This window comes from Congzhengia sp. (assembly GCF_037235575.1).
GTDB lineage: Bacteria > Bacillota > Clostridia > UBA1381 > UBA9506 > Congzhengia > Congzhengia minquanensis.
The window spans coordinates 36,146-61,358 of sequence record NZ_JAXUNN010000028.1 but is presented as its reverse complement, the minus strand read 5'-3'; the positions used below and the strand labels follow the sequence as shown (position 1 = coordinate 61,358).

Sequence of the window (25,213 nt, the reverse complement as noted above, 5' to 3'; positions counted from 1 at the left end):
CTTACCGTCTCCTTTCCGTTCGTGCGCCAAAGGTTTTTGGCTGCGTCCACCTGTCAATCAGCGGGGTTGCCACGTTCATTAACAGAATTGAATAACTCACACCCTCGGGATAGCCGCCGAACCGCCGGATTACAAAGGTCAAAATTCCACAGCCCAGCCCCATAATGAGCTGCCCGTTTTTCGTTATCGGGGAGGTTACATAGTCTGTCGCCATAAAAATTGCGCCCAGCATCAGTCCGCCGCCCAAAATGTTGTATAACATGCTGTCAACGTTCGTCAGGCCCTGGCTGGGGAACACAAAGGTTAAAACCGCCACGGTTAAAATATATGTAACAGGAATCCTAAGACTGATAACATTCCGAAACACCAGATATGCCCCGCCCAAAAGCAGTGCAATGGCTGAGGTTTCGCCGATACAGCCGCCGATATTTCCGATAAACAAATCGGAAACCGGGGGCAGCGTGCCTGCCGCCGGGCTTTTTAAAATTGCCAGCGGGGTTGCCGAACTCACCACGTCGGCAACATTGAATCCTGTGGAAAACGGCGCGGCCCATTTTGTCATCAGCACCGGCCAGGAGGCCAAAAGAAACGCACGTCCTGCTAAAGCAGGGTTAATAAAGTTGTTGCCCACGCCGCCAAAAAACTGTTTTGCAATGATAATTGCCACAAATGCGCCAATGAGCGGAATCCACCACGGAACGGCAACCGGCAGGTTAAACGCCAAAAGCATTCCCGTTACCACCGCAGTTCCGTCAGAAATGGTAACTTCCTTTTTTGTAATTTTCTGCCACAAAAACTCAAAGCCCACGCAGAAAATGACTGACAGCGCCGTTATAAAAGCAGCACGGACGCCGAAGTAAATGACAGAACAGACCAGCGCAGGAAGGAGCGCAATGCAAACATCACGCATGATGGAGGCCGTTGTTACGTTGGAACGGATATGCGGCGACGATGACACCGTTTTAAAGTGATCCATTTTTTTCTGCCTCCTTTGCCTTTTCTTTTGCCCTGCGGGCGGTTATTCTCTGCTTGCCCATTCGGATAGACTGCACCAGATACCGTTTTGACGGACAGACATAGGTGCAGCTTCCGCATTCCATGCAGTTTAAGATGTTCATTTTTATCAGTGTGTCCAAATCGTTTTTCCGACTGTATAAGTCCAGCGTTGTGGGCATGAGGCGCATAGGACAGGCCGCAACGCATCTGCCGCAGCGTATGCACGCGCTCTCCTTGTCTATGTGTGCCTGGCGCTCTGAGAACACCAACAGGCCGGAGGTACCTTTCACCACAGGAACGTCCAGCGATGCGCTGGCAATGCCCATCATGGGGCCGCCCATAATAATTTTGTGGGGGTCTTTTATAAATCCGCCTGCCGCGTCTGTCAGCTTGCGGAACGGTGTTCCGATTCTTGCATAAATGTTAGACGGGGTTTTCACCGCATCTCCCGCCACCGTAACAATCCGCCTGTGCAGGGCAATCCCCTGGCTTAACGCGCGGTAGATTTCCGCCACCGTTCCGATGTTGATGACAATACAGCCCACATCCATAGGCAGAGCGCCCATGGGAACTTCTTTTCCGGTGACGGCGTTGATAATTTGCTTTTCCGAGCCCTGGGGATATTTTTGTTTCAGCTCTAACACGTTTACACCAGGCGTTGCGCTTGCCTTTTCGCACATTTTTGCAATGGCGTCTTTTGCATTGTCCTCAATTCCGATAAAACACTCGTTTAAATCAAGCAGGCGCATAAGGTATTTTAAACCGCCCATTACATCGTCCGGCATTTCCAGCATAACACGCCTGTCCGACGTTAAATAGGGTTCGCACTCCGCCCCGTTTACAATGAGATGTGTAATTTTTTTATCCGGCGGGGGGGATAGCTTTACATGGGTGGGAAATCCTGCGCCGCCCATGCCCACAATGCCCGCCTCGCGAATTATGCGCCGCATTTCTTCCGGCGACATATTGTCGGGGTTTTTGTTCGTTAACGGCTCCGCCGGGGTATCCTGCCCGTCGTTTTCAATCACAATTGTGGGCACCTTGGTGTTGGTGTGGTTTAAGTAAAGGCCAATGTCCTTCACGCGGCCGGAAACCGACGCGTGGAGAGGCGCAGACATGTAGCTTTTCGTGTCTGCTATCTTCTGCATTCTCAAAACCGTGTCCCCCACCTTAACGGTTGGCGTCAGGGGCGCGCCAATGTGCTGCCCCAGCGGGAAATATAAAAGTTCGGGCGGCTTAAGCTCCATCAGTGGCATTCTTTCTGTTCCAGACTTGTTGCCAGCCGGATGGATTCCGCCCGAAAAGGTTAATTGCTTCATTCCGTTACTTCCTTTCCGCAGCTTTTATGTATCATTGCTAAATTCCTTTTTCATCATACCATAATCCTATGCAAAAATCAAATAAAAAAGCCAAACTTTTTCACTTTTTCTGTTTCTTTATTTTGAAACAAAAATTGTTAAAAATTCGACAAGTTATAAAAAAAGCGGGGATTCTGCTCCCCGCTTTTCCTTAAAGTTTTGTAAGCCGTTTATTCATAATCCGCATGGCGTTTAAAATGGCGATTACCGCCACGCCCACATCTGCAAATACCGCCGCCCACATGTTGGCAAATCCAAAAGCGCTTAAAATTAATACCGCAAATTTTACGCCGATTGCCAGCACCACATTTTGTTTTACAATTGCCACCGTTTTGCCCGCAAGCTTTATGGCGGCGGGAATTTTCATTAAATTATCGTCGGTTAAAACAATGTCTGAGGCTTCTATGGCGGCGTCTGACCCCAGCGCCCCCATGGAGATGGCAACGTCTGCCATGGCCAGCACCGGCGCGTCGTTAATGCCGTCGCCTACAAAAATCACCTTGCCGTTTGTTTCCGATATTATTTTGCTCATCAAGGCAACTTTATCCTGGGGTAATAGCTCAGCATGATATTCCGAAATGCCAATTTCTACTGCCGCGGCCTTTGCGGCGTTTTCCCGGTCGCCGGTAAGCATTACCGTTTTGTGAATTCCTAAGTCGTTTAACCGCTGAACCAGTTCTTTTGCGTTGTCCTTCACTTTGTCTGCAACCGCAATGCTGCCTAAGAACTGCCCGTCTTGAGCAACGTAAATTACCGTTCCTACAGCGCTGCTTTCTTTATATTCAATTTTATATTCTTCCATTAACTTTTTGTTTCCGGCTAAAACCTGTTTGCCGTTGATTTTAGCCGAAACGCCCCTGCCCGCCAGTTCTGCCACGTCCTCTGCCTGCAAAAGTTCCCCTGCATAGGCCTCTTTCACAGCGGCAGACACCGGGTGGTTTGAAAAGCTTTCGGCAGATGCCGCAATTTTTAACAGCTCCTCCTTTTGGATACCCTCAGGGTTCACTTCGGTGACAAAAAAACCGCCGGACGTAAGGGTACCGGTTTTGTCAAACACAATGGCACGGCATTTTTTTAATGCTTCCAGATAGTTTGATCCCTTAATTAATATCCCCATGGAGGACGCACGGCCCAGTCCGCCGAAAAAGGACAGCGGCACAGAGATAACCAGTGCACAGGGACAAGATACCACCAAAAAGGTGAGCGCGCGCGCAAGCCACATGGTGAAGCTGCCGCCAAGTACCGGCGGCACAATTGCTAAAAGCACTGCGCAGGCCACAACCACAGGGGTGTAGATAACTGCAAACCGGTGAATGAAGCTTTCATATTGGCTCTTCCGTTCACTGGTTGCTTCCACCAGCTCTAAAATCTTGGAAACCGCCGAGTTTTGAAACTCACACAGGGCGCGGGCCTTTAAAACGCCGTTTAAGTTTACACTGCCGCTGATGAGTTTGTCGCCCTCCCCAGCCGGGGCCAAGGCCGTTTCGCCTGTAATGGCCCTGGTGTCGATGTCAGATTGGCCCTCAACCACACAGCAATCCACAGGGATTTTTTCGCCCGGCTTTATTAAAATCATATCTCCTGCCAAAACCTCCGACGGGTCAACACTGACAAATTCGCCCTCCCGCAGCACATTTGCATGCTCAGGACAAATGTCCATTAAATCGGAAATAGACTTGCGGCTTTTGGAAACTGCAAGGCTTTGAAAAAGCTCTCCCACCTGGTAGAACATGATAACCGCGGCGCCCTCAGAAAATTCGCCGATGCAGAACGCGCCAATGGTTGCAATGGACATTAAAAAGTTTTCGTCCAGCATATTGCCGCGGGCAATGTTCTTTGCCGCCCGCAGCACAACCTCGCCGCCGCAAACGAAAAAGGCCAGCGCAGTGAGCGCAAATTTAACCGGTACGTTTTGAACGAACAGCGAGGGAATGAACAGTGCTAATGCTATGATTATTTTTCCCAATAGACGTTTTTGTTTTTTCGTCATGCGCTGCAACCTCTCCTTTCCATTTAAACGCCCTTGATGGTGCAGTCGGGCTCAATTTTAGAAACCGCTTTCGCCGCTTTTTTCATAATGGCAGAAAACGCTTCCTCGGGCGCCTCCACCGTTATGTTAGACTTTAAAAAATTGACTGTGGCTTTTTCCACCCCGTCAATTTTAGACACAGCGTCTTCAATTTTTGCCGCGCAGTGCGCGCAGTCTAAATCCTCTAAAAGAAATGTTTTTTTCACAATTACCACCCTTTCACTTTTTTTATTCTTCAATATGCTCCATACCCATTCCAATAATGGTTCTCACGTGGTCGTCGGCCAGGGAATAAAACACCGTTTTGCCGTCCCGCCGATATTTCACCAGGCTGGAGGTTTTCAGCACCCGAAGCTGGTGCGAAATGGCCGACATGCTCATGTTTAAAAGCTGTGCAATGTCGAACACGCACATTTCCGACTCGAACAGTACATATAATATTTTAATTCTGGTGGTGTCGCCAAAAACCTTGTAAAGCTCCGCCAAATCGTAGAGCAGCTCCTCCTCCGGCATGTTGTTTTTCACCTTTTCCACCGTGTCGTTGTGCGCGTGCATAAAGTCTTGATTTTCCAGTTCCTTTTCGTTTTCCATTTTCATCACCTCAACACTTGCTCATTTGTTCAATTGTTATTATATACGATATTCTATGATTTGTCAAGTATTTTATTTACTTTTTTTAAAATTTGTGATATATTTTTTTTAAATTATTCAGGAGGAGCGGTGAGAAATGGAATTTTCAAACTTAAATAACAACGAATTTTGGAAAAAGGTGCGGGAGTGTGACGACTATCAGTTTTTGCGGGAGGAACTGACTGCGTTATATAAAAAAAACTGCACCGGTGAGCTTTCGCTTTTAACCTATTCAGACTACTGCATTTTTTTTGAAACGGGCAGCAGAAAAGAGTATGAAGAAGGATATTTCCTGCGCCGCAGACGGCTGGACATTTTGGCGGTGCTGTGCAAAATCTATCCTGACAATGAAACATATTTTAAACAGTTAGAAAACACCATTTGGGCGGTTTTGGACGAATATTCCTGGGCACTGCCTGCCCACGTTCCAGACAGAAACAGCTATGTGCCGGAGTTTATTGACCTGTTCGCGGCGGAAACGGGTTATTGCCTAAGTGAAATGAAATCCATGTTCTCCGGCCGGCTTTCTCCGCTAATGGTTAGCCGCATTACCTTTGAGCTTGACCGGCGGATTATAAAATCCTTTTATGCCGGCCGGTATTGGTGGGAGTCGTTTCCAAACAACTGGGCGGCGGTGTGCGCCGGCAGCGTAGGCATTACGTTCCTGTATGAGCGGCCGGAGCTTTTTTACGCGGTTAAGCCGCGGATTGACGGGGCCATGAAGACGTTTCTTTCCAGCTACAAGTCCGACGGGGTGTGCCGCGAAGGGCTTGGTTACTGGAACTATGGGTTTGGATATTTCTGCTACTATGCCGCCCACCTGCGGACATTTTCTGACGGAACAGATAATTTGCTTGCGCTTCCGCAGGTAAAAACCATTGCAAAATTTCAGCAGCAGATGTTTTTAAAGGGCAGTGTGACGGTAAGCTTTGCAGACGGCGCGGATAACAGCAGCTATATTCTGGGGCTGACACACTTTTTAAAAGCGGAATTCGGCAACGATTTTATCATTCCGAAAAAAGTAAACCACAGCATTTTAGACACCTGCGGCAGATGGGGAGCGTTTTCTTTTTCGTTCCTGTTTTACAACAAAAAATTTATTTCAGGCGAAAGCGCAGGTTCGTGTTTATTTGCCGACTCTGCCTGGTTCACAATGCGAAACAAAACTTATGCCTTTGCCGCAAAAGGCGGCACCAACGACGAGCCCCACAACCACAACGACCTGGGCAGCTTTATTCTTGCAGACGAAAGCGGCCAGCTTGTTTGCGACTTGGGCTGCGGGGAATATACCCGGCAATATTTTGAGCCCGATACCCGGTATTCCATTTTGTGCAACTCTTCACTGGGTCACGGCGTTCCCATTATAGGCGGCGAAGCCCAGCGGGAAGGCGCAGAATTTTTCGCCGCGCTTTGCAAAACGGAAAATGGAATTTGCATTGATTTGACACACGCCTATCAAACAGACGCAATCAAACACATAAAACGATGCTTTGGTTTTTCAGAAAACGCGGTTATGCTGAACGACGAATTTTCGTTTTACCGCCCTGTTCCCGTTACGGAACGGTTTGTTTCGAGGATCAAGCCGGAAATAAAGGAAAACACGGTTCAAATCGGGAATTTGCGAATCACTGCTGAAACCGGCACGCCAACAGTTACAACGCAGCGGCATCTTGAGCACGGAGGCGGCGGCAGTGCTACGGTTTATCTCATCGACTTCGCGCTTCCTCCGCAAACCGGCTTTATGTTTCAGGCAGAATTTGCGTTTTCATATTGACAAGCAAAGGGTTATCTTGTATAATGAAACTATCAAAAACAGAAATGGGTGAAACAATGCAGAACTAATCTAATTTTTCTATGTGACAAGGGCTTTGCAACAGGGCAAAGCTTATGTTTGTTGCCGAAAGATTGGATTATGCCTGCGCCTTGCCCAAAAGGGGCTTTTTATCTGTGCATTTATCTGCTTTCGGCAATGCCGAAAGCAGATTTTTTGTTAAAGGAGGATTGACAATGCTGCAGATAAAAAATCTTACCATTACCCATAAAAAAGACCTGCGGGAAATCATAAACGGATTTGCGTTTACCTTAAATCAGGGGGATAAAGCTGTAATTATCGGTGAGGAGGGAAACGGGAAATCAACGCTGTTAAAGCTGATTTACGACGAACGTCTGGTATCCGATTATGCAGAATTTTCGGGAGAAATTATCAAAAATAATCTGGTGCTGGGCTATCTGGCCCAGGAACTGGAGACAGAGGAAAGCAGGAAAACGGTGTATGAATATCTGTGCTCCCTGCCGGCGTTTTTCGATCAAACGCCTAAGGAATTAGCAGACATCGCCTTTTTGCTGGGCTTAAAACCTGCGTTCTTCTATTCAGACCAGAAAATTAACACCCTTTCCGGCGGTGAAACGGTAAAGCTTCAGCTGGCGAAAATTCTTATTTTAAAGCCGGACGTTTTACTGCTGGACGAACCCTCCAACGACATTGACATGGATACGCTGGCATGGCTGGAGCAGTTCATTTTAGAAAGCAAAATTCCGGTTCTGTTTGTGTCGCACGACGAAACGCTCATTGAGCGGACGGCAAACGCAGTCATTCACATTGAGCAAATCCGGAGGAAAACCGTGTCTCGCTGGACTGTTGCAAAAACGTCCTACGCACAGTATATTGAGGAGCGAACGGCAAAGTTTTCTCATCAGGAGCAGGTGGCAAAAAAAGAACAAAGCGACTATGAAAAACAGCAGGAGCGGTTTTTAAAAATCCAGTCTAAGGTGGAGCATCAGCAAAACGCAATATCCCGCGGCGACCCCCACGGCGGCAGGCTTTTAAAAAAGAAAATGAAAGCGGTAAAATCGTTGGAACACCGCTTTTCAAAGGAGTATGAAAACAGAACAAAGCTTCCTGAGTCGGAGGAGGCAATTATGGCAAGCTTCAGCGAGCATGCCTTTGTGCCGGGCGGAAAAACCGTTTTAGATTTTTCGTTAAACGAGCTGACGGCGGAAAAAGCAGTGCTTGCAAAAAATATTCGTCTGTTTGTTTCAGGAAACGAAAAGATTTGCATTACCGGAAAAAACGGCGCGGGAAAAACTACGCTGCTGAAAATAATAGCAGATGAGCTTTTAGAACGCACCGACATTCAGGCCGCCTATATGCCCCAAAACTATGACGAGTTGCTTTGCGGCTCCCTCACTCCCGTTGCATTTTTGTGCAAAACCGGGGACAAAAACGAAATCACAAAGGTGCGGACGTTTCTTGGCAGTGTGAAGTTCACGGCAGACGAAATGAGCCACGCCACATCTGAGCTTTCCGGCGGGCAAAAGGCAAAGCTTTATTTTCTGAAAATGATTTTAGACGAAAATAACGTTTTAATTTTAGACGAGCCCACACGGAACTTTTCCCCCCTGTCAAACCCCGTCATTCGGGATATTTTAAAAGCCTTCCGCGGGGCAATTATCAGCGTCTCCCACGACAGAAAGTTTATCCGCGAGGTTTGCACCAAGGTGTATGAGCTGACGAAAGATGGGTTGGTAAAAAAATAAAAAAAGTCCCGCGCCAATCAAAATGAGGCGCGGGACTTTACAATTATCGCTTGATCTCACCATAGAACAAATTAAACAGGCAAACCTTTGTGCCGCTTGCCGCGTCGTTCCCCTTTTCACCAAGGACTTTTACCGTAACGGTATGTTCTGTGTTTTCGAGAGTGAAAGAAGCGCAGCCAAACCTGCAGTGGTTATAATGAATGTTTGCATAATAGCAGTGGTCTTGATGGAACAGTTCTCCGTCCACATAGACCTCATATTTACCGCCGTCATCGTTTAAACCGCTTTCTAAGCCAAAGAAGTTCCCTGTAAAAGTGAACTCTGCCATATCCCCCGCCTGGCCGGACAGAATGCAGGGACGGTTAAAGTTGCCAGTTGCCGTGCTCCATGTGCCGGTAAGGTGCGCATCTTTTGCGGCAACAGCATTAATTTTGGTTTCACCGCTGGCCGCCACCAATTTGTTTTCCGTAACATGGGGCTTTTTATAATACATTCCGGACTCCATGCACGAAATGATTTTATTTGCATAAACCGCGTGGCCTGCATCCGACGGGTGAACGCTGTCCGGAAGATAATAGGAAACGGGATTTCCTGTTGCCGCAATTTGTTCTTTCAGTTCCTGCTGTAAGTCAATCTGGGGGATACCGTAGTAATCCCCTACCTGCACATGGTAGGGTTTTACATCGGCAAAGCTGCTCCGGGTGGTATATAAATAGACGATATAGGGTGCTTTCTCAAGGCTGCCCAGCGTCCTTACAATGCTTTCCATTTCCAGTCTGCTGTCCCTGCCGTTGTCATTCACTGCGAATTCAATGAACACCAGGTCCGGCGAATAGCTGATAACATCGCGGCTTAAGCGTATCAGCCCGTAATCGGAACCGGTTCCGCCAACGCCCTGATGCACATTGTTTACTTCAATATCCGGATAGGCTTCTTTAAAATATTTTCCTACGAGGGCACGGTAACACGTTTCCTCCCGCTCGCTGGCGCCTACGCCCTCGGTGATGGAACCGCCGAAGTAGACAATGTTGATTTTGTCCTTTCCGGCAAAGGGATTTACAACAACTTCCTGCTCTCTGCAAAGTGGCTGCATGGATGTTAGGTCTTTTCCTCTCCACAAAAACAGTTTCATAACCGCAGTATTGTCTTCCGGCACTGTCGCATGTGTTGCTGTTCCGCTCAATTCCACATTGCTGCACGCAACAGCTACCAGACGGTCTGCTGCGTCGTATGACGCTAATATGGCAGTTCCCATTCCGAACTGTCCGCTTGTGCTTTTTCCTGTGACGCTCCATTCAACGGAATCCCCCTTTTTCAAAAGCGAAGCTGCGGCGCCATATTCCACCGTTCCCAGCACAAGTGTTTCTTTTTGCGATACCGCGCCGTCTTCAGAAATTGCCATTACCTCTGCGCTCAGTTCGCTGCCAAAAGCACAGTCCGGCACAGAAAGCCGCACAGCCTCCCCAGGCAGGCCGTTTAAGGTGCAAACCGCTGCTTTTTTTCCGTCCTTTTCCTGGCAGATTCGGGTAACCACGGTTTTAACGAGGCCGCTCCCGGCCACATCAGAATGAATCGTGATGGTCTGTCCCATAAAAAGCGCGCCTTCTGCGCTGCTGGTCACGTTTTGTATGCCGAAGGGGGGTTTTTCTTCCGGCTCCTTCGGCTCTATTGTTAAATCATCAAAGGATATGTCCATGTAAAGGCTGTTATAATATTCGGGCGTGTCTGCCTCCGCATTAATTGAAGACACATAGTCCTCCGTAAAATTCCTGGGGTCGTTTACCGCATCGGATACCGCACCGAACCGGAACAGAATTTGTGCTTTATATTCTGCCATTTTGCTTTCGTCCATATAAGCGTTCCAAAGCATCTGCGACTGCGGCGTGAATGGAATGGAAACCTTGTGCCAGCCCGGCGTACACGTCCCGTCGGCAGAAACAAGACCCGCATCCTCCGGCGACATATCAATCATTGCCGCAGTTTCAAAGCGGTCTGTATAAATCTCACTCAGTGCAGCATCCTTATAGACCAACATATCCGGGTTGTCCCTTCTGGTATAAAACAGCATAAACCGCAGTTTGGGCGCTTTTATCACTTCGGCGTTGTTAAATTTGATCCATGTGCTCAAAACATATTCCCGGCCCGGCGTAAACATTAAATTTTTCAGCCCGATCGACGGCTGATAGTTTTTCCTGTCTGCCCGAAACTGCATGTTCATTGCGCCTGCAGTATCAGCGACGCCCGGGGTTTCAAAGGTATTTCCCGCTAGGTTGATTTTTGCATCTGATAAATCTGCCGCCGACTCAAAACTATTTGCAAACCAGCCTTGTTCATCATGCGCCTTAGATGACGCCGCAAAGCCGGATATGCACCAGGAAACCAGTATAAAAAACGACAAAAACATCACAGCAATTTTTTTCATTTTGCATCCCTCTCTCTCTTTAAAATTAATTTTAGTATACAATGGCGTTCTTTATACTTCAATACCAATTTCGGACATAAATTTATCTAAATCGGACATTAATCGGACATTTTTAAATAATTACAATTGACACAATGGCTCCCCGCGCTTATAATAAGTAGTATAACAAAGGATAGAAAGGTGACGTTTTTTATGAAAAAAATTATAACTCTTTTATTAACGATTACAGCAGTAGCTTCCCTGTTCGTTTTCACGGCATCTGCAGAGGAAACGCCTATTACACTGACCTTTAACGGCAGCCCGGTGGCGTGTGACGTGCCGCCTCAAATTGTAGATGACCGGACGCTGGTCCCCATGCGCGCCGCTTTGGAGGCTTTAGGCGCCTCCATTTTATGGGACGAAAGCACCAGCACCGTTCACGCTCAAGGGCCGGACGGCACGGTTGTAAGCCTTCAAATCGGCTCGGACAAGCTGTTTGTTCCCGGTGATGTTATCACCTTAGACGTGCCTGCCAGAATCATTGGCGACAGAACCATGGTGCCCATCCGCGCCATTGCGGAAAGCCTGCACTGCGAAGTGTACTGGGTGCCGGAAAATCGGGAAGTGGCAATTTATAAATATTAATCTTTTACGGAGATGGTGAAAATGAAAAAGCTTTTGTCTCTGATTTTGGTATTTCTTTTTCTGAACTCCGTTTCTGCGGTCTCAGCGGCGGAAACTGTTGTTGGTAACATTTATTCTACGGACATTTTAGCCTATGTAAACGGCAAGCAAATTGACTCGTATAACATTGGCGGTAAGACGGCTATTTTTGTTGAGGATTTGTACGACTGGGAACATAACGAGCGCAGTTACGGGTTTATCTGGAGCTATAATGACGAGAAGCGGATTCTCACCGTATCAAGCGACGGAAGAAAAGGCTTTGGCAGTTACGATGCTCCCCGCGGACAGACTGGCACTATACTAGGAAACGTTTATGCCACCGACATTCAGGTGTACTTCAATGGCCATGAGGTTCCCGGCTATAACATCGGCGGAAGAACAGCAGTGTGTATTGAAGATTTAGGAACCGTGGACGAAACAAGCCAGAATTTTCAGTTTGGTTATTCTAATTATTTATGTAATTTTAAATGGGATGAGGCAAACCGCACAGTTTCGCTTGAGACCTACCTACAAGATGACTTTGACTGGTTGAATCATTTCCCCAACTATAAGTTGAAATTTTTCTTGAAAGACGATCAGCTTTCCTGTACGTTCGACCAGCTAAATCCCTACCAGTGCACACTGGAAACGGAGTTTTCAGAAAACTTCTTGCGTGATGCTTATCGAATCAAGCCTGTTTATATGAACGGCGAATACGCCGGAAATCTTGTGTTGGATGGCGAAGGCGGATTTGTTGCTCAGTTCCAGTTCCATACTCTTTACAAGCACACAAAAGACCTGGCTGAAATGCTGACTTATGAAGAAGCCAAACAGTATGTTTCTGATAACTTTGAAGTTTTAGACACCCGTGAGGATGAAAACGCCGTCACTTATCTTGCAAAGCAGGGCGAAGTACGGTATCTGCTGCATGCTATGAAAAGGGGTGGTCTTGTGCAGGACGGAATATTTCACAGCGGCTATACCACTGTTGAACTGGGAGAGGTGACAAACCCGGAAAACTCAGACTTTGGTCAGCCCTATGTGTATCTTTACCCTTTTGGCGGACCGCACGGCGCTACAAGCTGTAAATTGATGTATGCAACCGATCAGTTTGACTTTGCCATTTCCTATAACAGCTTTCAGGATATGGCTCTTTCCCAATACAGTTCCATTTGCTCCACGATAGGCGTTGCGGATTTGGTCATTGACGGAAAGCATTGCAAAATTGATGCGATTGAAGCATATGAGTATAAAAGCAATATTTTTGTAGACGTTGACCAAATTGTTGAAATATTAGGAATTAATTATTGTTTTCAGAACGGCAACTTTGTTTTTGAAACAAATAATGAAAAACATGAAATTAGCATTTCCCTTGATACCGTCAAATATCACGAACCGGTTTACAAGGAAATTTATAACATGATTACAGGAGATATTCTGTTAAATGGGGAAAAAACAGCGTTTACTTATCTTGCCGGCGGATCGTTGCTTACGAATGGAGCCTTCTATGAAAAAGAGGTCCAGCCATATCTATACGATGGGAAAGCATACGTTCCATTTCATTTCTTTGAATTAATTTATTCTTAAAATCAAAAGCATGCCGCCAAAAGGCGGTATGCTTTTTTATTTGTTAAGGCAATACTTTTTCATAACCTCGTCATAGGACTGTTCGGCATAATCCTCAAGTTTTCCGAACCGGTGCAGATATTCTAAAAGGGTGTAACGCTCGCGAAATGCGCGCCCCCGCAGCACGCCTTCTACATACCGTTTTCTGTCTGTTACCGTAAACGGCAGCCTCAGCGTTTTTTGCAGCGTTTCCACTTCATAGAACAGCGGCAAATATTTTTTAATTAATGCTTTCACCGTTTCGTCCTGGGTTTCCCTGTAAAGCCGCTCATACATCACCATAGCAACAAAGGTGGCCTCACCCACCTCAATGCCGTGTAGGTTAGGCGTTTTGCCCTCCTCCAAATCCATAACCTCCCAGGTCTGCCCAATCATGTGCTCGGTGCCGGAGGCCGGCCGCGAACTGCCGGTATATGCAATGCCCAGGCCTGACAAAATCAGTCCGTCCACTGTGTTTTTGATGGTATAAATATCGCGTTCAAACAGCTTTTCAGAGGATTCAATACAAGTTTTTGTGGCCTGAATTACCATATCGGCCACCTTTTCGCAGTAATATTCCCCGGTCATCATACGGGAGAGTTCCCAGTCTAAAATGGCTATATACTTTCCAATCATATCGCCTACGCCGGCCATAAGCAGCTCTTTCGGCGCTGCGGCGGCAATGTTTAAATCAATGATGATGTGGCGTGCAATGGAGCAGGTATAAACAATTTTTTTGTTCCCCACAATTAAAGGTGCAACCACCGACGCAAACCCGTCCATAGACGGAGCGGTGCCCAAAATTCCATATTCAATCCCCAGCCGGTAGCTTACCATTCTGCAAATGTCGTTTACAGAGCCTGAGCCTACGGCCAAAATAAAGTCCGGGTTATTGGAAAAGTGGTTAATGTCGTAGATATCTTCGTCCCACCCTGCTTCAATCAGAACCCGTCCAACGTTCTTGTCGGTGGGGAGCGCCCCTGCCTCTAAAAGAAAGGTGTGGGATAATATCCCTTTTTCTTTTAAAAGCGCCTCTGTCCGCTTCCCCGCGGCCTGATAGGTGTTTTCATCCGCTACTAAAAATATGCTTTTATATTCTGACAGAATTTCGCCTATTTTTTCAACTGCGTGTTCTCCAACCTCTACGGTTTTCACCGGTGCGGTATGTTTTTTTTGTACGCAGCTGCATTCCATTTCGAGCATGCATAACACTCCTTTCCCTTTTATTTTAATTTTATTATTCTGAAAATAATATCTTAATATTGGTACATATTTTAAAAATATTGCTTTTCTATTTGCTTTGTGATAAAATTTTAAGAAGGAGGCGGTTTTGTGGAACATTACGAAAAATTTATTTACCGGCAGTCAGGGCCTAACCAGCTCTCCGGAAAAAAACATGTGCATCCGGACGAATTTGAATTGCTTTTCGTAACGAACGGACGCGGGCGCGTAATGATTGGCGCAAGGTTATTTCCGCTGACGCCCGGCACGTTTTACATAATCAACGGAGAGGACGTGCACAGCGTTACGCCGGACACTGGCACAGAATATGTAAGAACCATTTTAAATCTGCCCAAAGAATATCTCAACAGATTGCTTGCCTCCGCAAAAGAGCCGGAACTGCTGCCCATGCTTTTGCAAAAGGGCGCAGTGCGTCTTGATTCTCTGGCTGCCGAACGGGTTGAAAGAGACTTTGAGTCTGTTTACAACGCAAAGGAACACAAAAACCTTCTGTTTGCCGGCGCACTGCTTGCTCTTTTTTCAGCCTGCACAGCTTCTGCCTCCCAGGTTTCACCTGATTTTGGCGGAATAATTTCCTCGGTGCTGTCTTACATTGACCAGAACATTACGGCGAAAATCACGCTGGACGACATTGAAAAGCACACGTTTGTGAGCAAATATCACATTTGCCACAAGTTTAAAAGGACCGTGGGCATGACGCCGGGGGAATATATTTTAAAGCGGCGGCTGTCGTTAGCAAAAAAGCTTTTGTCCGGCAGTGATTCTGCCCTTTCTGAAATTGCCTTGTCAACCGGGTTTGGCAGTTTTTCTTACTTTAGCTCCAGCTTTAAACGCCTTGAGGGAATTACTCCCACGGAGTACCGCAGGAGGTATCGTAACAGCCCCCTGGCTAAATAAAGAAAACAGTAAGAAAAGCTGAAAAATTTTAATCATTCAGCTTTTCTTTTCTATATTTTCCGGGAGATATGCCCTCCATTTTTTTAAAAACTCGACTGAAATATTGCAGAGAAGAAAAACCGCTTTTAAGAGCACAAGTTTCTAAAGATAAAAAAGAATGTTTCATAAGTCTTTGTGCATTATTTATTCGAATTGCGTTTATATATTTCGATGGAGACATATTATATTGACTTTTGAAAAGCTTTCTAAAGTAGACATCGCTTATGTCAAGATTATCTGCTAACACGGAAATACTCAGTGACAAATCATTAAAATGAGTATCAATATATTCTTTTGCTTCTGTTATTTTTGTTTTTATAGAATTGCTCATATAATTCGTGCTTGCAGTTAGTGCAATAATACCATAGATATCGTATAAAATGGACATACACTCAAAAAAGGAAATACTTGTATGATGTGTGTATATGTATAAAAGTTTCCTAAAGGTATTCTCTGCATAAGATGCGTTACTGGGTGCATAAATATTACTTTTTTTTAAATCATGGTTTTCGAACTCAAAATCACAAAATATAAATTGATATTCGTCTGAATGAATATACATTGTATAGTTGGCGTGGTGAGCAAGATAAAATATATCACCGGCATTTACAGTGAATTCTTGATTGTCATTAAAGTTATATGTACAGCTTCCCGAGATAACATATACAAATGCGTCGCTGTGTCTGTCTTTAACGGTAAGTAATTTGCGAATATGTTCATTCTTTGCTTTTATCACATCTATAATTTGCCTAATACTAAATTTATTTTCGACTATATCAAGTTCCATTACATCGTCTTCTTTTCTTTTATTTGTATAAAATTTTATCATAAGATACTGAGAAAATCAACATAAATTTTATCTAAAGTTTCGAAAAGTATAAATTATTTGATAATTCATATTTACAATATAATTCTGTTACTATACAATTGTATCAAAAGGAGTTGATGAGATTTATGCCATTAGCAAGAAAAGAGTTATTGGATTATGCAGAGCGGCACTCAAGCAAAGAAGATGCATGCGATGTATTGGAGGCAGATTGTAAAATTATTATTTATCTGCTTGATAATTGCAAAATTACAGTTCCAGAAAATAATCGTTTTTTTGTAAATGTGAATTGCAAAGGAATTTTAAATCAGATTGCATGGAAAAGAGCGGTTATATATGATGAGGAGCTAAAAAAAAATAAGCTTTCGGACGGATGCAACGCATTGGCATTTACCGGTACATTTGATATCAGTCACACAACAGCCGAATGGGAAAGGGTTATTTCTCTGGGCGTATATGGAATTAGAACAGAATTGAAAAAGTATTATGAAAGATATGCAACAGATGATAAAAAACGCAGATTTTTCAATAATACGATCAAAGTATATGACGCTGCGCTTAAGTTTATGAAACGTTGTGCCGAAGTTGCTTTGCAGAACGGAAAAACAGAAATGGCAAATGCACTTTTATATCTCTGTAAAAATTCTCCGTCTAGTTTCTATGAGGCGCTTCAGACCACCATTGTCTATTATGTTCTTCAACATATGTTTGAGGGAACATATTTAAGAACACTTGGCAGACTTGATAAACTATATTTTCCTTATTATAAGAACGAGAATATTGATAAATCAAAAAGTTTGATTATGGACTTCATTAAGGAAATAGACAGATTAGAGGCTCCTTCTAATATACCGTTCGCCATTGGTGGAACGGATATTAACGGAAATGATTTAATCAATGAATTGTCGTATTTGTTTTTGGATGCATATAAGCTTGCTCATACAAACAACACTAAATTACATATACTGTGCTCTGATAATACGCCGTCTGATATTATTGAATCGGCTTTTAATGGGATTCGCAGTGGCAACAACAGCATTGTCTTTTTATCAGACAAAAAGGTTATTGACTCCTTAAAAAAATTAGGTATAGAACACAGCGATGCTACAAATTACCACGTTGTAGGTTGTTATGAGTGTGGCGGCTACAATGAACTTACTTGCTCATGTAATGCAAGAGTAAATATTACAAAAGCGTTGGAACTTGCTTTAAACGGCGGAAAAGATATGTTAACATCTAAAACTATAGGACTTGAAACCGATAGCAATTTTAATAATTTTAGCGACTTATATGCTGAATTTGAACGCCAACTTGTTTATTTATGTAATTGTGCAATGAAATGTACTGATTTGTTTGAGAAACATTATAACAGTATTCATTCAGCGCCAATCCTTTCAGCAACCTATACGTCTTCTTTGGAAAAAGGCGGTGATTTGTACTGTGATTATAGCGCAAAATATTGTAATTCTTCCGTTAATGCATTAGGGCTTGCTACGGCAGTCGACTCACTTGCGGCAATCAAAAAGGCGGTTTTTGAGGATAAACTCATGACAATAAAAGAACTTACAGAAATTTTAAAATCAAACTGGACAGATAAAGAACCTATGAGGCTGTTTATAAAAAATCGATATCCTAAATTTGGAAACGGCAATAAAACAATAGATCATATAGCAAAATCAATCGTAGATAAATTATCAGAAACAATAAATGGGAAGCCAAATGTCAAAGGCGGAAAATACAGATTAGGACTTTTTTCAATTGACTGGCGTTGGGATTTTGGTGAGAAAACTGCAGCATCTGCCGACGGCAGACTCTCAGGAGAACCTCTTTCACAAAATACATCTGCAAGTTTTGGTGCGGATAAAATGGGAGCCACTGCACATTTGATGTCACTAAATACAATTGATACCGTAAATACTCCTAATGGTGCAATCGTTGATATTGACCTTCCATTATCTGCAGTACAAGGGAAAAATGGTTTAAAATCGTTAGTTTCAACTCTGAAAACTTATTTCGAATTCGGCGGATTTGCAGTACACTATAATGTGCTTGATACAGAAATTTTAAAAGATGCAAAGCGGAATCCTGAAAAATATCCAAATTTACAGGTAAGGCTTTGTGGCTGGAATGTTTTATTCTCTTCGTTAAGTGATAAAGAAAAAGAAGAGTTTATAGCGAGGTCAATCAAATGAAGGGCGTAATTTCAGGTATTAAAAGAATGGAAATACACGATGGGGATGGTCTGCGTACAACTGTTTTCTTCAAAGGTTGTCCTCTAAAGTGTATTTGGTGCCATAATCCCGAGAGCATATCTTTTAACAAACAAATTGCTTTTTTTGAAAATAAATGTATGAATTGTGGATTATGCAATCACGTCAAAAGCGAAATAACGGCAAAATATTGTCCAACACAGGCAATTATGGTTTTTGGACAGGAATATGAAGTTGATGAACTCGTATATGAATTAATGAAAGAGAAAGAATTTTATAAGAACAGCGGCGGAGGAGTTACTTTATCGGGTGGTGAATGCCTTGCGCAATCGGATTTTGCAACGGCTCTATCAAGAGAGCTTTTTCAAAATGGAATTAGCGTTAATATTGATACCTGCGGATACGTCAACAATGAAGTATTAAAAAGAATCATTCCTTATACAGATAAATTTTTATATGATATAAAAGCCATTGATAATAATGTTCACAAAAAGTGTACAACTCAGGATAATTACATAATTTTAGAAAATTTGAAATTTCTATGTGAAAACAACTGCAAAATTGAAGTTCGATATCCTCTTGTAAAAGGATATAATGACAAAGAGTCCGATAAAATTGGGTCGTTTTTGAAAGATCTGAAAGGAATCATTAAAGTAAAAGTATTACAGTATCATCACTTTTCCGGCTCAAGATATAAAGCACTTAATATGGTAAACACACTTCCTGTTGCAGAAACATTATATCAAGATGTACAGCTCGCGGTGAATATCTTAAAAAGTTATGGTCTGAATGCAATCAATGGAATTGACGAATCATAAATTTGTCCTGTTCTGAAACAAGCAGGAAACTTACGTTGCGCTAATTCCAAAATCTTATATCCGACGGGTGCAACCCCATGCTATGCAAAAAAAAGGATAGAAACGAAATCAAATCGTTTCTATCCTTTTTTTAACTGTCCTTAAAACATCACATATATCAGCGGCTGTTTTGCTATTAATAAAATTTATTTCATCGCTTCTTCAATCGCAACCGCAACTGCAACGGTCATACCAACCATCGGGTTGTTGCCTGCGCCGATCAAGCCCATCATTTCAACGTGAGCCGGAACGGAGGACGAGCCTGCAAACTGTGCGTCAGAATGCATTCTGCCCATGGTGTCTGTCATGCCGTAAGAAGCGGGGCCGGCTGCCATGTTATCCGGATGCAGCGTTCTTCCCGTGCCGCCGCCGGAGGCCACAGAGAAATATTTTTTGCCCTGTTCGATGCATTCTTTTTTATAGGTGCCTGCAACAGGATGCTGGAAGCGTGTGGGGTTCGTGGAGTTGCCGGTGATGGAAACGTCCACACCCTCTAAATGCATGATGGCAACGCCTTCGCGCACGTCGTCTGCGCCGTAGCAGCGAACCTTGGCCCGCTCGCCTTTAGAGTATGCGGTTTCTTTCACAACGGTTACAGCGCCTGTATAATAATCAAACTTTGTCTGCACATAGGTAAAGCCGTTAATTCTGGAAATAATCTGCGCTGCGTCTTTGCCCAAGCCGTTTAAAATAACCTTTAAATCTTCTTTTCTTGCCTTGTTGGCACTTCTTGCCAAACCAATTGCGCCCTCAGCCGCTGCAAAAGACTCGTGTCCAGCCAAAAATGCAAAGCATTTTGTTTCGTCACGAAGGAGCATTGCGCCCAGGTTACCATGGCCAATGCCAACCTTTCTGTCGTCTGCAACAGAGCCGGGGATACAGAAAGACTGAAGCCCAAGCCCAATTTTTTCAGCCGCGTCGGCAGCCTTTGTGCAGCCTTCTTTAATGGCAATAGCCGCACCGGTTATGTAAGCCCAGCAGGCATTTTCAAAGCAGATGGGCTGAATGCTTTTCACGAGATTATAAACGTCAATTCCCTTGTCGTCGCAAATCTGTTTTGCTTCTTCCAAAGACTGAATTCCGTGTTTATTTAATTCTGCATTAATCTGGTCAATTCTTCTTTCATAACTTTCAAATAAAGCCATTTACGATTCCCTCCTTTATTATTCGTGACGCGGGTCAATGAGCTTTGCCGCATCGTCAACCCTGCCATACTGTCCGCTTGCTTTTTCCAAAGCTTCATTGGCGTCCATGCCCTTGGCAATCATTTCCATCATTTTGCCTAAGTGAACAAATTTATAGCCGATTATTTCATCGTTTTCGTCCACAGCAATTTTGGTAATATACCCTTCGGCAAGCTCTAAATATCTGGGGCCCTTTTCCAGTGTGGCATAGGTGGTGCCAACCTGGGAACGAAGACCCTTGCCCAGGTCTTCAAGGCCTGCGCCGATGGGAAGCCCGTCTTCAGAAAACGCGGTCTGTGTGCGGCCGTACACGATTTGGAGGAACAGTTCTCTCATTGCTGTATTAATTGCATCACATACCAAGTCGGTATTGAGTGCCTCTAAAATGGTTTTCCCAATTAAAATTTCCGAAGCCATTGCTGCGGAGTGGGTCATACCCGAACAGCCAACGGTTTCAACCAGGGCCTCCTGAATGATTCCCTCTTTTACGTTAAGCGTCAGCTTACAGGTTCCCTGCTGGGGTGCACACCAGCCAATTCCGTGTGTCAGGCCGGAAATGTCTTTAATTTCTTTTGCCTGGGTCCATTTTCCCTCCTGGGGAATGGGTGCCGGGCCATGATATGCGCCTTTTGCCAAAGGGCACATGCTCTCTACTTCAGCGGAATATTTCATGACAAATTTGCTCCTTTCAATAACATTTTTTACAGTTGTCATACCTTATAAATTATACCACAGTGCGAAAAATTTGTCAATTTTCTTCGGCTGTGAAATAGACGAAAAAACAGATGTGTTTTTTCTCCTTTTTGGGCAAAAAGCAAAATTGAATTTATTTACGCACGACAACAACGCGAATGCGCCCGCCGTCGGCTTCTTTTTTGTCGTAATAAGCAGTTACATTTTTCGTAAAATCGACATTCTCTTTTGAAATAACTTCAAACCTAACGCCTGTAGACAATTCTGAGTTTGCAATCTCCCGGTAAATCACCGCATTGTCCGCCAGGCGGTGCGCACCGGAGGCTGTATATACAAACGAATTGTCAATGGACTTCACCGCTTCTTCGAGACGATTCAGCGCCTTCAACGACACCACGCCGTTTTTTTCGTCGGTATCTATGCTGATGCTTTGCCCCGTGGATACGTTAAATTTTTTCTGGCTGCTGCCAAGCTCGGTTTCCGCCCCGCCGATGTTCACCTTGTAGCTTCCGGCGGCATTGGTGCCGAAAGACAAACCTTGAGCCTTTAAAACCACTCCATATTGCAGAAGGTCGCCTGTATAATCATTTAAAATAAGGCCGGTCACGGCGCCGTCTTTCACTTCTGCAAGCAAAATGTCATTTTCGCTGAAGTGCGCCCCGTCAATTCTTTGGGGATAAATTTTTTTTGCCTTCGCTTTGGAATAGTCCGTTTTCATTGCGGCGTCAATCATTTTAAGGTCGTTTGACAACACATAGTTACCCAGTTTTTTTGCCTGCCAATGAAACGTTCCCGAAACCTCGTTTTTTTTGTTTACAGCAGACAAGGCCGCCTTTCCGTTTGAAAATGATATGGTGACAGGAGATCCGTTCAGCAACGTTTCGTCCTTATCCACAGCAAACTCCTGCGTTTCGCCGGCTAGTGTAAAAATTTTTGCCCGGTATTCCGACACAGTGTTTCCCGCCGCGTCAACCCGAACAGACGGCGCGCAGGAGAGAAGCACGCCCGATAAGGTATCACTTTCATTCAGCGAAACTGCATCCGCCACGCCTCCGTCTTTGCCGAACCGCAGGGTAACGGTGTCGCCAAAGGCGATGTTCCCGTCTGACGACAGCTTGGATTTAGCGCTCCGCTCCGTAACGTCGTAGATTTTGCCGGAAACCTGCACCTGTGCAATGCTGTCCTTTGTGGGATATGCGTTTTCATATACGCCGGTAATGCTTTTAGAATATGCTAATAACACATCTGCGCCGTCTACATAATAACAAATGTCCGTTGACAGAACGTCACCTTTTTTCGCGCTCAGTCCGTCCCGGATAACCCTCGTTTCGGAATTTACGGTAAAGGCTTCCACATATCCCGGCCCTGATATGGCGTTTCGTTCCAAGGTGATATATTTTAAAACTCCGCTTTCATTTTCATGAAAAGTGAGTTTGTCGCCCAATGAGAGCGTTCCTGCCGCCTGTGCATAAGCCGAGGCAAGCGTTCCTTCATACACAACCGTGTCGTTGTCAATTTTCACATATTCGTCCCCGCTGTGTCCAAAAGCAGTAATGCCGTCGTCCAATACAGATTTAATGACAAACGTTTTCTGGCTTGCCGCTGTGCTCTCCTCTGCAAAAATATATTCTAACGTGCCATATTCATCGTAGTAAAGCCATACGTCAGCGCCCTTCGGCACAGAGGAAAAGCCTTTGCCAAAGGTCAGCGCACTGCCGCCTAAATAGATGCAGGTATCTGCATTTACATAAAACTCCTGCGTAATTTGCTCGCTGTTTACAAGCACCATTTTGTCCGGATAAATTTCTTTCAGTGCATCATGCCGGCAGGTCTGATTTGCAGGAAAAAATGCAATTACCTCGTTAGCCTTTCCCACAACAAGATCTCCCCGCAGGCGCAAATCCTCCTGGTCAACCGCTCCTGCCTTTTTAAACACGCCGGCAGTGGTTGTAACATAGCCCGACTGTGTATTTTTGTCGCTGATTAACACCACGTCCTCTAAATAGGAGCACTCCATTTTTTCAATCAGATAAACTTTTGAGTCCTTCATTTGAGTAAATAAGGCATTTTGAATGATTTTTGCCGTGTCAATTCTGGAAATGGGCTGTCCGATCACATAGGTTACGCCCTCAAGCAGGCCCAGCCGGCCTGCCGCAGCCACCTTAGACTGCGCCCAGTTTCCCCCGGCGTTGCTTTCGTCGCGCCCCAGCATTTTCAGCACCACATTGCACACCTGCTCCGGCAGCACCTCTGTTTCCGGCTGAAAAGAGCCATCCGGAAAACCGTTAAAATAACCCAATGTTACGCCCCTGTCGATAAACGGCGCCGACCAGCGGGTGTGCGGCACGTCAAAAAAGGGCGCAATGCCGCCTGCGGGAATAAAATCTTTATCCGCTATTTTCACAACGATTTTGGCAAACTGCTCCCGCGTAAGCGCCCCGCCGTCGTTAAAATTGCCGGTGTCGTCCCCCTGCATAATGCCCAATGCACCCAGCAGCGCTTTTGTGTCCGCCGCGGTGCTTTCCTGTGCCGAAACAAAGGAAACCGTTCCCGCCAAAACAGCCACAGACAGAAGACATGCGGCTATTCTTTTCCTGTTCATTTGCTACCGCCTCCAGCCAAAACTTCCATATCTTCATCAATCCCGCTTAAAACCTCAATGTATAAATCGGTTTTTATCCCTGTTTGAACCTCTTTCTCAACAAATTTGTTCCCATCTTTTACACGAACCTTGCCCCCGGCTACCGCACCGATTGGGAGGTATTGTGTATCCTTTTCTCCGGTGTTGATGCACACGTCCATGCTCATGCCGGAAATCAGTCCTGTAAAATCGTCCAGTTCTATCCGAACGGTGTAATACGTCACGCCGTTTTCCTCCGTGCCGGCGTCGTCAATCCGTTTTACGCGGCCTGTGTACTGCATTTGCCCATTGTCCGAAACCGTGACGCCGGCGCTTTGCCCCTCTTTTATTTCATGAATAAACAGTTCGTCAATTTCGGCGTCCACATAGAGCCTGCCGTTGTCGGCCAGCGTTACCAGAGCCAGACCGGGCTGGGCAATGTCGCCCTCCTTCATCTTTTTTTCAATAACAATGCCGTCAATCGGCGAGGTAAGCGTATAGTCGGCAAGCTTTTCCTGCAGCTGCCGAATGTTGGTTTGAATTTCTTTCACACTGAGCTGTGCGTTGTTCACAGCGTTTGTCACAGCGTCGTTTTTAATGGTCATAACCGCTGTGCCGGCGCTTATGCGGGCGCCCTCCCTAAGAGACAGGGTTTTCACCTCGCCCTGTTGGGTGGAATAAACCGACTGTTCCGTTAAGCTGAAAAGCGTTGCGGCGGACAAAGACGCATAACCGCCGACGGCGGCAACCACCGAGTCGCCCTTTTTCAGCGCGCCGGGGTTATTTAGCGTAATTTCAACATTCACACCCCTTGTGGTGCCGGAAAACCCCTGGCCGGACTCATACACCTTTTCCACCGTGCCGTAAACAACAGACCCGTCGCTCTGCAGCGTAAGCATGGCGCTTTCCCCCTCGGAAATGGCTCCCTCCGGCACAGAAAACGGAAGCGTAACCTTCAGCGTGTTGTTTTCCACAATGTCGGCAATTTTTGTTCCCGGCGTAACATAGTCCCCAACATGGACATATACCGCGGTAACCAAGCCCGAAGCCTTTGCTTTAACGGTTAAATCCGCTGCCGCCCGCCGGCTTTGCTTTAGGGCTTCGTTTGCCTTGTCGAGATTGACCTTCGCCTGTTCGATCGAGTTGGACAGATCCACCGAATCCACCGTATATAACACCTGGCCTTTTGTGACAGTGTCGCCCTCCTCAAAGTCAGCCGAAAGGATTTTCCCAGCTGACAGGGGCGTTATGGTGTAGCTGTCGTCAAATACAACTGTGCCCGTTTCCCTTACAGTTGTTTGGAGCGTACCCTTTGTAAGCTTCACCGTTTCTGTGTCTTTTTCCTTGCCGCAGCCCGTTGCCGCCAGCAGGAAAGACAGCCCAACCGCAATCGCCGCCATATATTTTTTCTGTTTCATAAACAACC

Annotated in this window: 19 protein-coding genes; 7 read left to right on the top strand and 12 right to left on the bottom strand. The window is 45.2% G+C overall.

Annotated elements, in window-relative coordinates; genetic code table 11:
* Position 1: 1 nt before the first annotated feature.
* The 5 genes from WIG73_RS05705 to WIG73_RS05685 form a co-directional block, all read right to left on the bottom strand.
* Positions 2-976: an RnfABCDGE type electron transport complex subunit D gene (locus WIG73_RS05705; RefSeq protein ID WP_337399646.1), complete on the bottom strand. Its 975-nt coding sequence runs from the start codon at positions 974-976 to the stop codon at positions 2-4.
* Positions 963-2,315: an electron transport complex subunit RsxC gene (gene rsxC / locus WIG73_RS05700; RefSeq protein ID WP_337399645.1), complete on the bottom strand. Its 1,353-nt coding sequence runs from the start codon at positions 2,313-2,315 to the stop codon at positions 963-965. Before rsxC ends, WIG73_RS05705 begins: the two co-directional genes overlap by 14 nt.
* Positions 2,316-2,505: 190 nt before the next feature.
* Positions 2,506-4,344: a heavy metal translocating P-type ATPase gene (locus WIG73_RS05695; protein ID WP_337399644.1), complete on the bottom strand. Its 1,839-nt coding sequence runs from the start codon at positions 4,342-4,344 to the stop codon at positions 2,506-2,508.
* A 23-nt stretch (positions 4,345-4,367) separates the two neighbouring features.
* On the bottom strand, positions 4,368-4,589 hold the full coding sequence (locus WIG73_RS05690; RefSeq protein ID WP_177679781.1) for a cation transporter: 222 nt from the start codon (positions 4,587-4,589) through the stop codon (positions 4,368-4,370).
* A 22-nt stretch (positions 4,590-4,611) separates the two neighbouring features.
* A complete protein-coding gene (locus WIG73_RS05685; protein ID WP_177679780.1) occupies positions 4,612-4,974 on the bottom strand; it encodes a metalloregulator ArsR/SmtB family transcription factor in 363 nt (120 codons plus the stop codon).
* Between the two features lie 136 nt (positions 4,975-5,110).
* Between WIG73_RS05685 and WIG73_RS05680 the strand changes: the two genes are divergently transcribed.
* Together WIG73_RS05680 and WIG73_RS05675 are read left to right on the top strand one after the other, a co-directional pair.
* Positions 5,111-6,787, top strand: a complete 1,677-nt coding sequence (locus tag WIG73_RS05680; RefSeq protein ID WP_337399642.1) for a heparinase II/III family protein — start codon at positions 5,111-5,113, stop codon at positions 6,785-6,787.
* A 233-nt stretch (positions 6,788-7,020) separates the two neighbouring features.
* Positions 7,021-8,550 (top strand): ATP-binding cassette domain-containing protein, encoded by a 1,530-nt coding sequence (locus WIG73_RS05675; RefSeq protein WP_337399641.1) that lies wholly within the window; start codon positions 7,021-7,023, stop codon positions 8,548-8,550.
* Positions 8,551-8,593: 43 nt separating this feature from the next.
* Here the strand turns inward: WIG73_RS05675 and WIG73_RS05670 are convergent, their stop codons facing one another.
* Positions 8,594-10,972 (bottom strand): SGNH/GDSL hydrolase family protein, encoded by a 2,379-nt coding sequence (locus tag WIG73_RS05670; RefSeq protein WP_337399640.1) that lies wholly within the window; start codon positions 10,970-10,972, stop codon positions 8,594-8,596.
* A gap of 192 nt (positions 10,973-11,164) precedes the next feature.
* Between WIG73_RS05670 and WIG73_RS05665 the strand changes: the two genes are divergently transcribed.
* On the top strand, positions 11,165-11,596 hold the full coding sequence (locus WIG73_RS05665; RefSeq protein WP_337399639.1) for a copper amine oxidase N-terminal domain-containing protein: 432 nt from the start codon (positions 11,165-11,167) through the stop codon (positions 11,594-11,596).
* A 21-nt stretch (positions 11,597-11,617) separates the two neighbouring features.
* Positions 11,618-13,201 (top strand): hypothetical protein, encoded by a 1,584-nt coding sequence (locus tag WIG73_RS05660; RefSeq protein WP_337399638.1) that lies wholly within the window; start codon positions 11,618-11,620, stop codon positions 13,199-13,201.
* 36 nt (positions 13,202-13,237) lie between these two features.
* Here the strand turns inward: WIG73_RS05660 and WIG73_RS05655 are convergent, their stop codons facing one another.
* The gene (locus WIG73_RS05655; RefSeq protein ID WP_337399637.1) at positions 13,238-14,422 is read right to left on the bottom strand and encodes a sn-glycerol-1-phosphate dehydrogenase; all 1,185 of its coding nucleotides are present in this window, start codon (positions 14,420-14,422) and stop codon (positions 13,238-13,240) included.
* 129 nt (positions 14,423-14,551) lie between these two features.
* Between WIG73_RS05655 and WIG73_RS05650 the strand changes: the two genes are divergently transcribed.
* Positions 14,552-15,358, top strand: coding sequence for an AraC family transcriptional regulator (locus WIG73_RS05650; protein ID WP_249313749.1), 807 nt, complete (start codon positions 14,552-14,554; stop codon positions 15,356-15,358).
* A gap of 28 nt (positions 15,359-15,386) precedes the next feature.
* Here WIG73_RS05650 and WIG73_RS05645 read toward each other — a convergent pair whose 3' ends face one another.
* Entirely contained in the window at positions 15,387-16,184 is a 798-nt protein-coding gene (locus tag WIG73_RS05645) for an AraC family transcriptional regulator (RefSeq protein ID WP_249313750.1), read from the bottom strand.
* 167 nt (positions 16,185-16,351) lie between these two features.
* Between WIG73_RS05645 and WIG73_RS05640 the strand changes: the two genes are divergently transcribed.
* Together WIG73_RS05640 and WIG73_RS05635 are read left to right on the top strand one after the other, a co-directional pair.
* Positions 16,352-18,415 (top strand): pyruvate formate lyase family protein, encoded by a 2,064-nt coding sequence (locus tag WIG73_RS05640; protein ID WP_337399636.1) that lies wholly within the window; start codon positions 16,352-16,354, stop codon positions 18,413-18,415.
* On the top strand, positions 18,412-19,251 hold the full coding sequence (locus tag WIG73_RS05635) for a glycyl-radical enzyme activating protein (RefSeq protein ID WP_337399635.1): 840 nt from the start codon (positions 18,412-18,414) through the stop codon (positions 19,249-19,251). Before WIG73_RS05640 ends, WIG73_RS05635 begins: the two co-directional genes overlap by 4 nt.
* Before the next feature lie 185 nt (positions 19,252-19,436).
* On the opposite strand, the gene WIG73_RS05630 is transcribed toward WIG73_RS05635, so the two are convergent.
* The 4 genes from WIG73_RS05630 to WIG73_RS05615 all read right to left on the bottom strand — a co-directional run bounded on the left by WIG73_RS05630 (position 19,437) and on the right by WIG73_RS05615 (position 25,205).
* Positions 19,437-20,435 (bottom strand): GGGtGRT protein, encoded by a 999-nt coding sequence (locus WIG73_RS05630; RefSeq protein WP_177677612.1) that lies wholly within the window; start codon positions 20,433-20,435, stop codon positions 19,437-19,439.
* A gap of 18 nt (positions 20,436-20,453) precedes the next feature.
* Complete coding sequence (locus tag WIG73_RS05625) at positions 20,454-21,146, bottom strand: iron-sulfur cluster assembly scaffold protein (protein ID WP_249313754.1); 693 nt, start codon at positions 21,144-21,146, stop codon at positions 20,454-20,456.
* Positions 21,147-21,300: 154 nt separating this feature from the next.
* Positions 21,301-23,769 carry an S-layer homology domain-containing protein gene (locus tag WIG73_RS05620; protein WP_337399634.1) on the bottom strand — a complete coding sequence of 823 codons (2,469 nt, stop codon included), beginning with the start codon at positions 23,767-23,769 and terminating at the stop codon, positions 21,301-21,303.
* Positions 23,766-25,205 carry an efflux RND transporter periplasmic adaptor subunit gene (locus WIG73_RS05615; RefSeq protein WP_337399633.1) on the bottom strand — a complete coding sequence of 480 codons (1,440 nt, stop codon included), beginning with the start codon at positions 25,203-25,205 and terminating at the stop codon, positions 23,766-23,768. Before WIG73_RS05615 ends, WIG73_RS05620 begins: the two co-directional genes overlap by 4 nt.
* Between the last annotated feature and the right edge of the window lie 8 nt (positions 25,206-25,213).

Excerpts from the sequence above, each read along its gene's own strand:
- WIG73_RS05705 (WP_337399646.1), bottom strand. The coding sequence starts at position 976 with ATGGATCACTTTAAAACGGTGTCATCGTCGCCGCATATCCGTTCCAAC.
- WIG73_RS05695 (WP_337399644.1), bottom strand. The coding sequence starts at position 4,344 with ATGACGAAAAAACAAAAACGTCTATTGGGAAAAATAATCATAGCATTA.
- WIG73_RS05645 (WP_249313750.1), bottom strand. The coding sequence starts at position 16,184 with ATGGAACTTGATATAGTCGAAAATAAATTTAGTATTAGGCAAATTATA.
- WIG73_RS05655 (WP_337399637.1), bottom strand. The coding sequence starts at position 14,422 with ATGCTCGAAATGGAATGCAGCTGCGTACAAAAAAAACATACCGCACCG.
- WIG73_RS05680 (WP_337399642.1), top strand. The coding sequence starts at position 5,111 with ATGGAATTTTCAAACTTAAATAACAACGAATTTTGGAAAAAGGTGCGG.
- WIG73_RS05665 (WP_337399639.1), top strand. The coding sequence starts at position 11,165 with ATGAAAAAAATTATAACTCTTTTATTAACGATTACAGCAGTAGCTTCC.
- WIG73_RS05685 (WP_177679780.1), bottom strand. The coding sequence starts at position 4,974 with ATGGAAAACGAAAAGGAACTGGAAAATCAAGACTTTATGCACGCGCAC.
- WIG73_RS05630 (WP_177677612.1), bottom strand. The coding sequence starts at position 20,435 with ATGGCTTTATTTGAAAGTTATGAAAGAAGAATTGACCAGATTAATGCA.
- WIG73_RS05625 (WP_249313754.1), bottom strand. The coding sequence starts at position 21,146 with ATGAAATATTCCGCTGAAGTAGAGAGCATGTGCCCTTTGGCAAAAGGC.
- WIG73_RS05670 (WP_337399640.1), bottom strand. The coding sequence starts at position 10,972 with ATGAAAAAAATTGCTGTGATGTTTTTGTCGTTTTTTATACTGGTTTCC.
- WIG73_RS05615 (WP_337399633.1), bottom strand. The coding sequence starts at position 25,205 with ATGAAACAGAAAAAATATATGGCGGCGATTGCGGTTGGGCTGTCTTTC.
- WIG73_RS05640 (WP_337399636.1), top strand. The coding sequence starts at position 16,352 with ATGCCATTAGCAAGAAAAGAGTTATTGGATTATGCAGAGCGGCACTCA.
- WIG73_RS05675 (WP_337399641.1), top strand. The coding sequence starts at position 7,021 with ATGCTGCAGATAAAAAATCTTACCATTACCCATAAAAAAGACCTGCGG.
- rsxC (WP_337399645.1), bottom strand. The coding sequence starts at position 2,315 with ATGAAGCAATTAACCTTTTCGGGCGGAATCCATCCGGCTGGCAACAAG.
- WIG73_RS05620 (WP_337399634.1), bottom strand. The coding sequence starts at position 23,769 with ATGAACAGGAAAAGAATAGCCGCATGTCTTCTGTCTGTGGCTGTTTTG.
- WIG73_RS05660 (WP_337399638.1), top strand. The coding sequence starts at position 11,618 with ATGAAAAAGCTTTTGTCTCTGATTTTGGTATTTCTTTTTCTGAACTCC.
- WIG73_RS05635 (WP_337399635.1), top strand. The coding sequence starts at position 18,412 with ATGAAGGGCGTAATTTCAGGTATTAAAAGAATGGAAATACACGATGGG.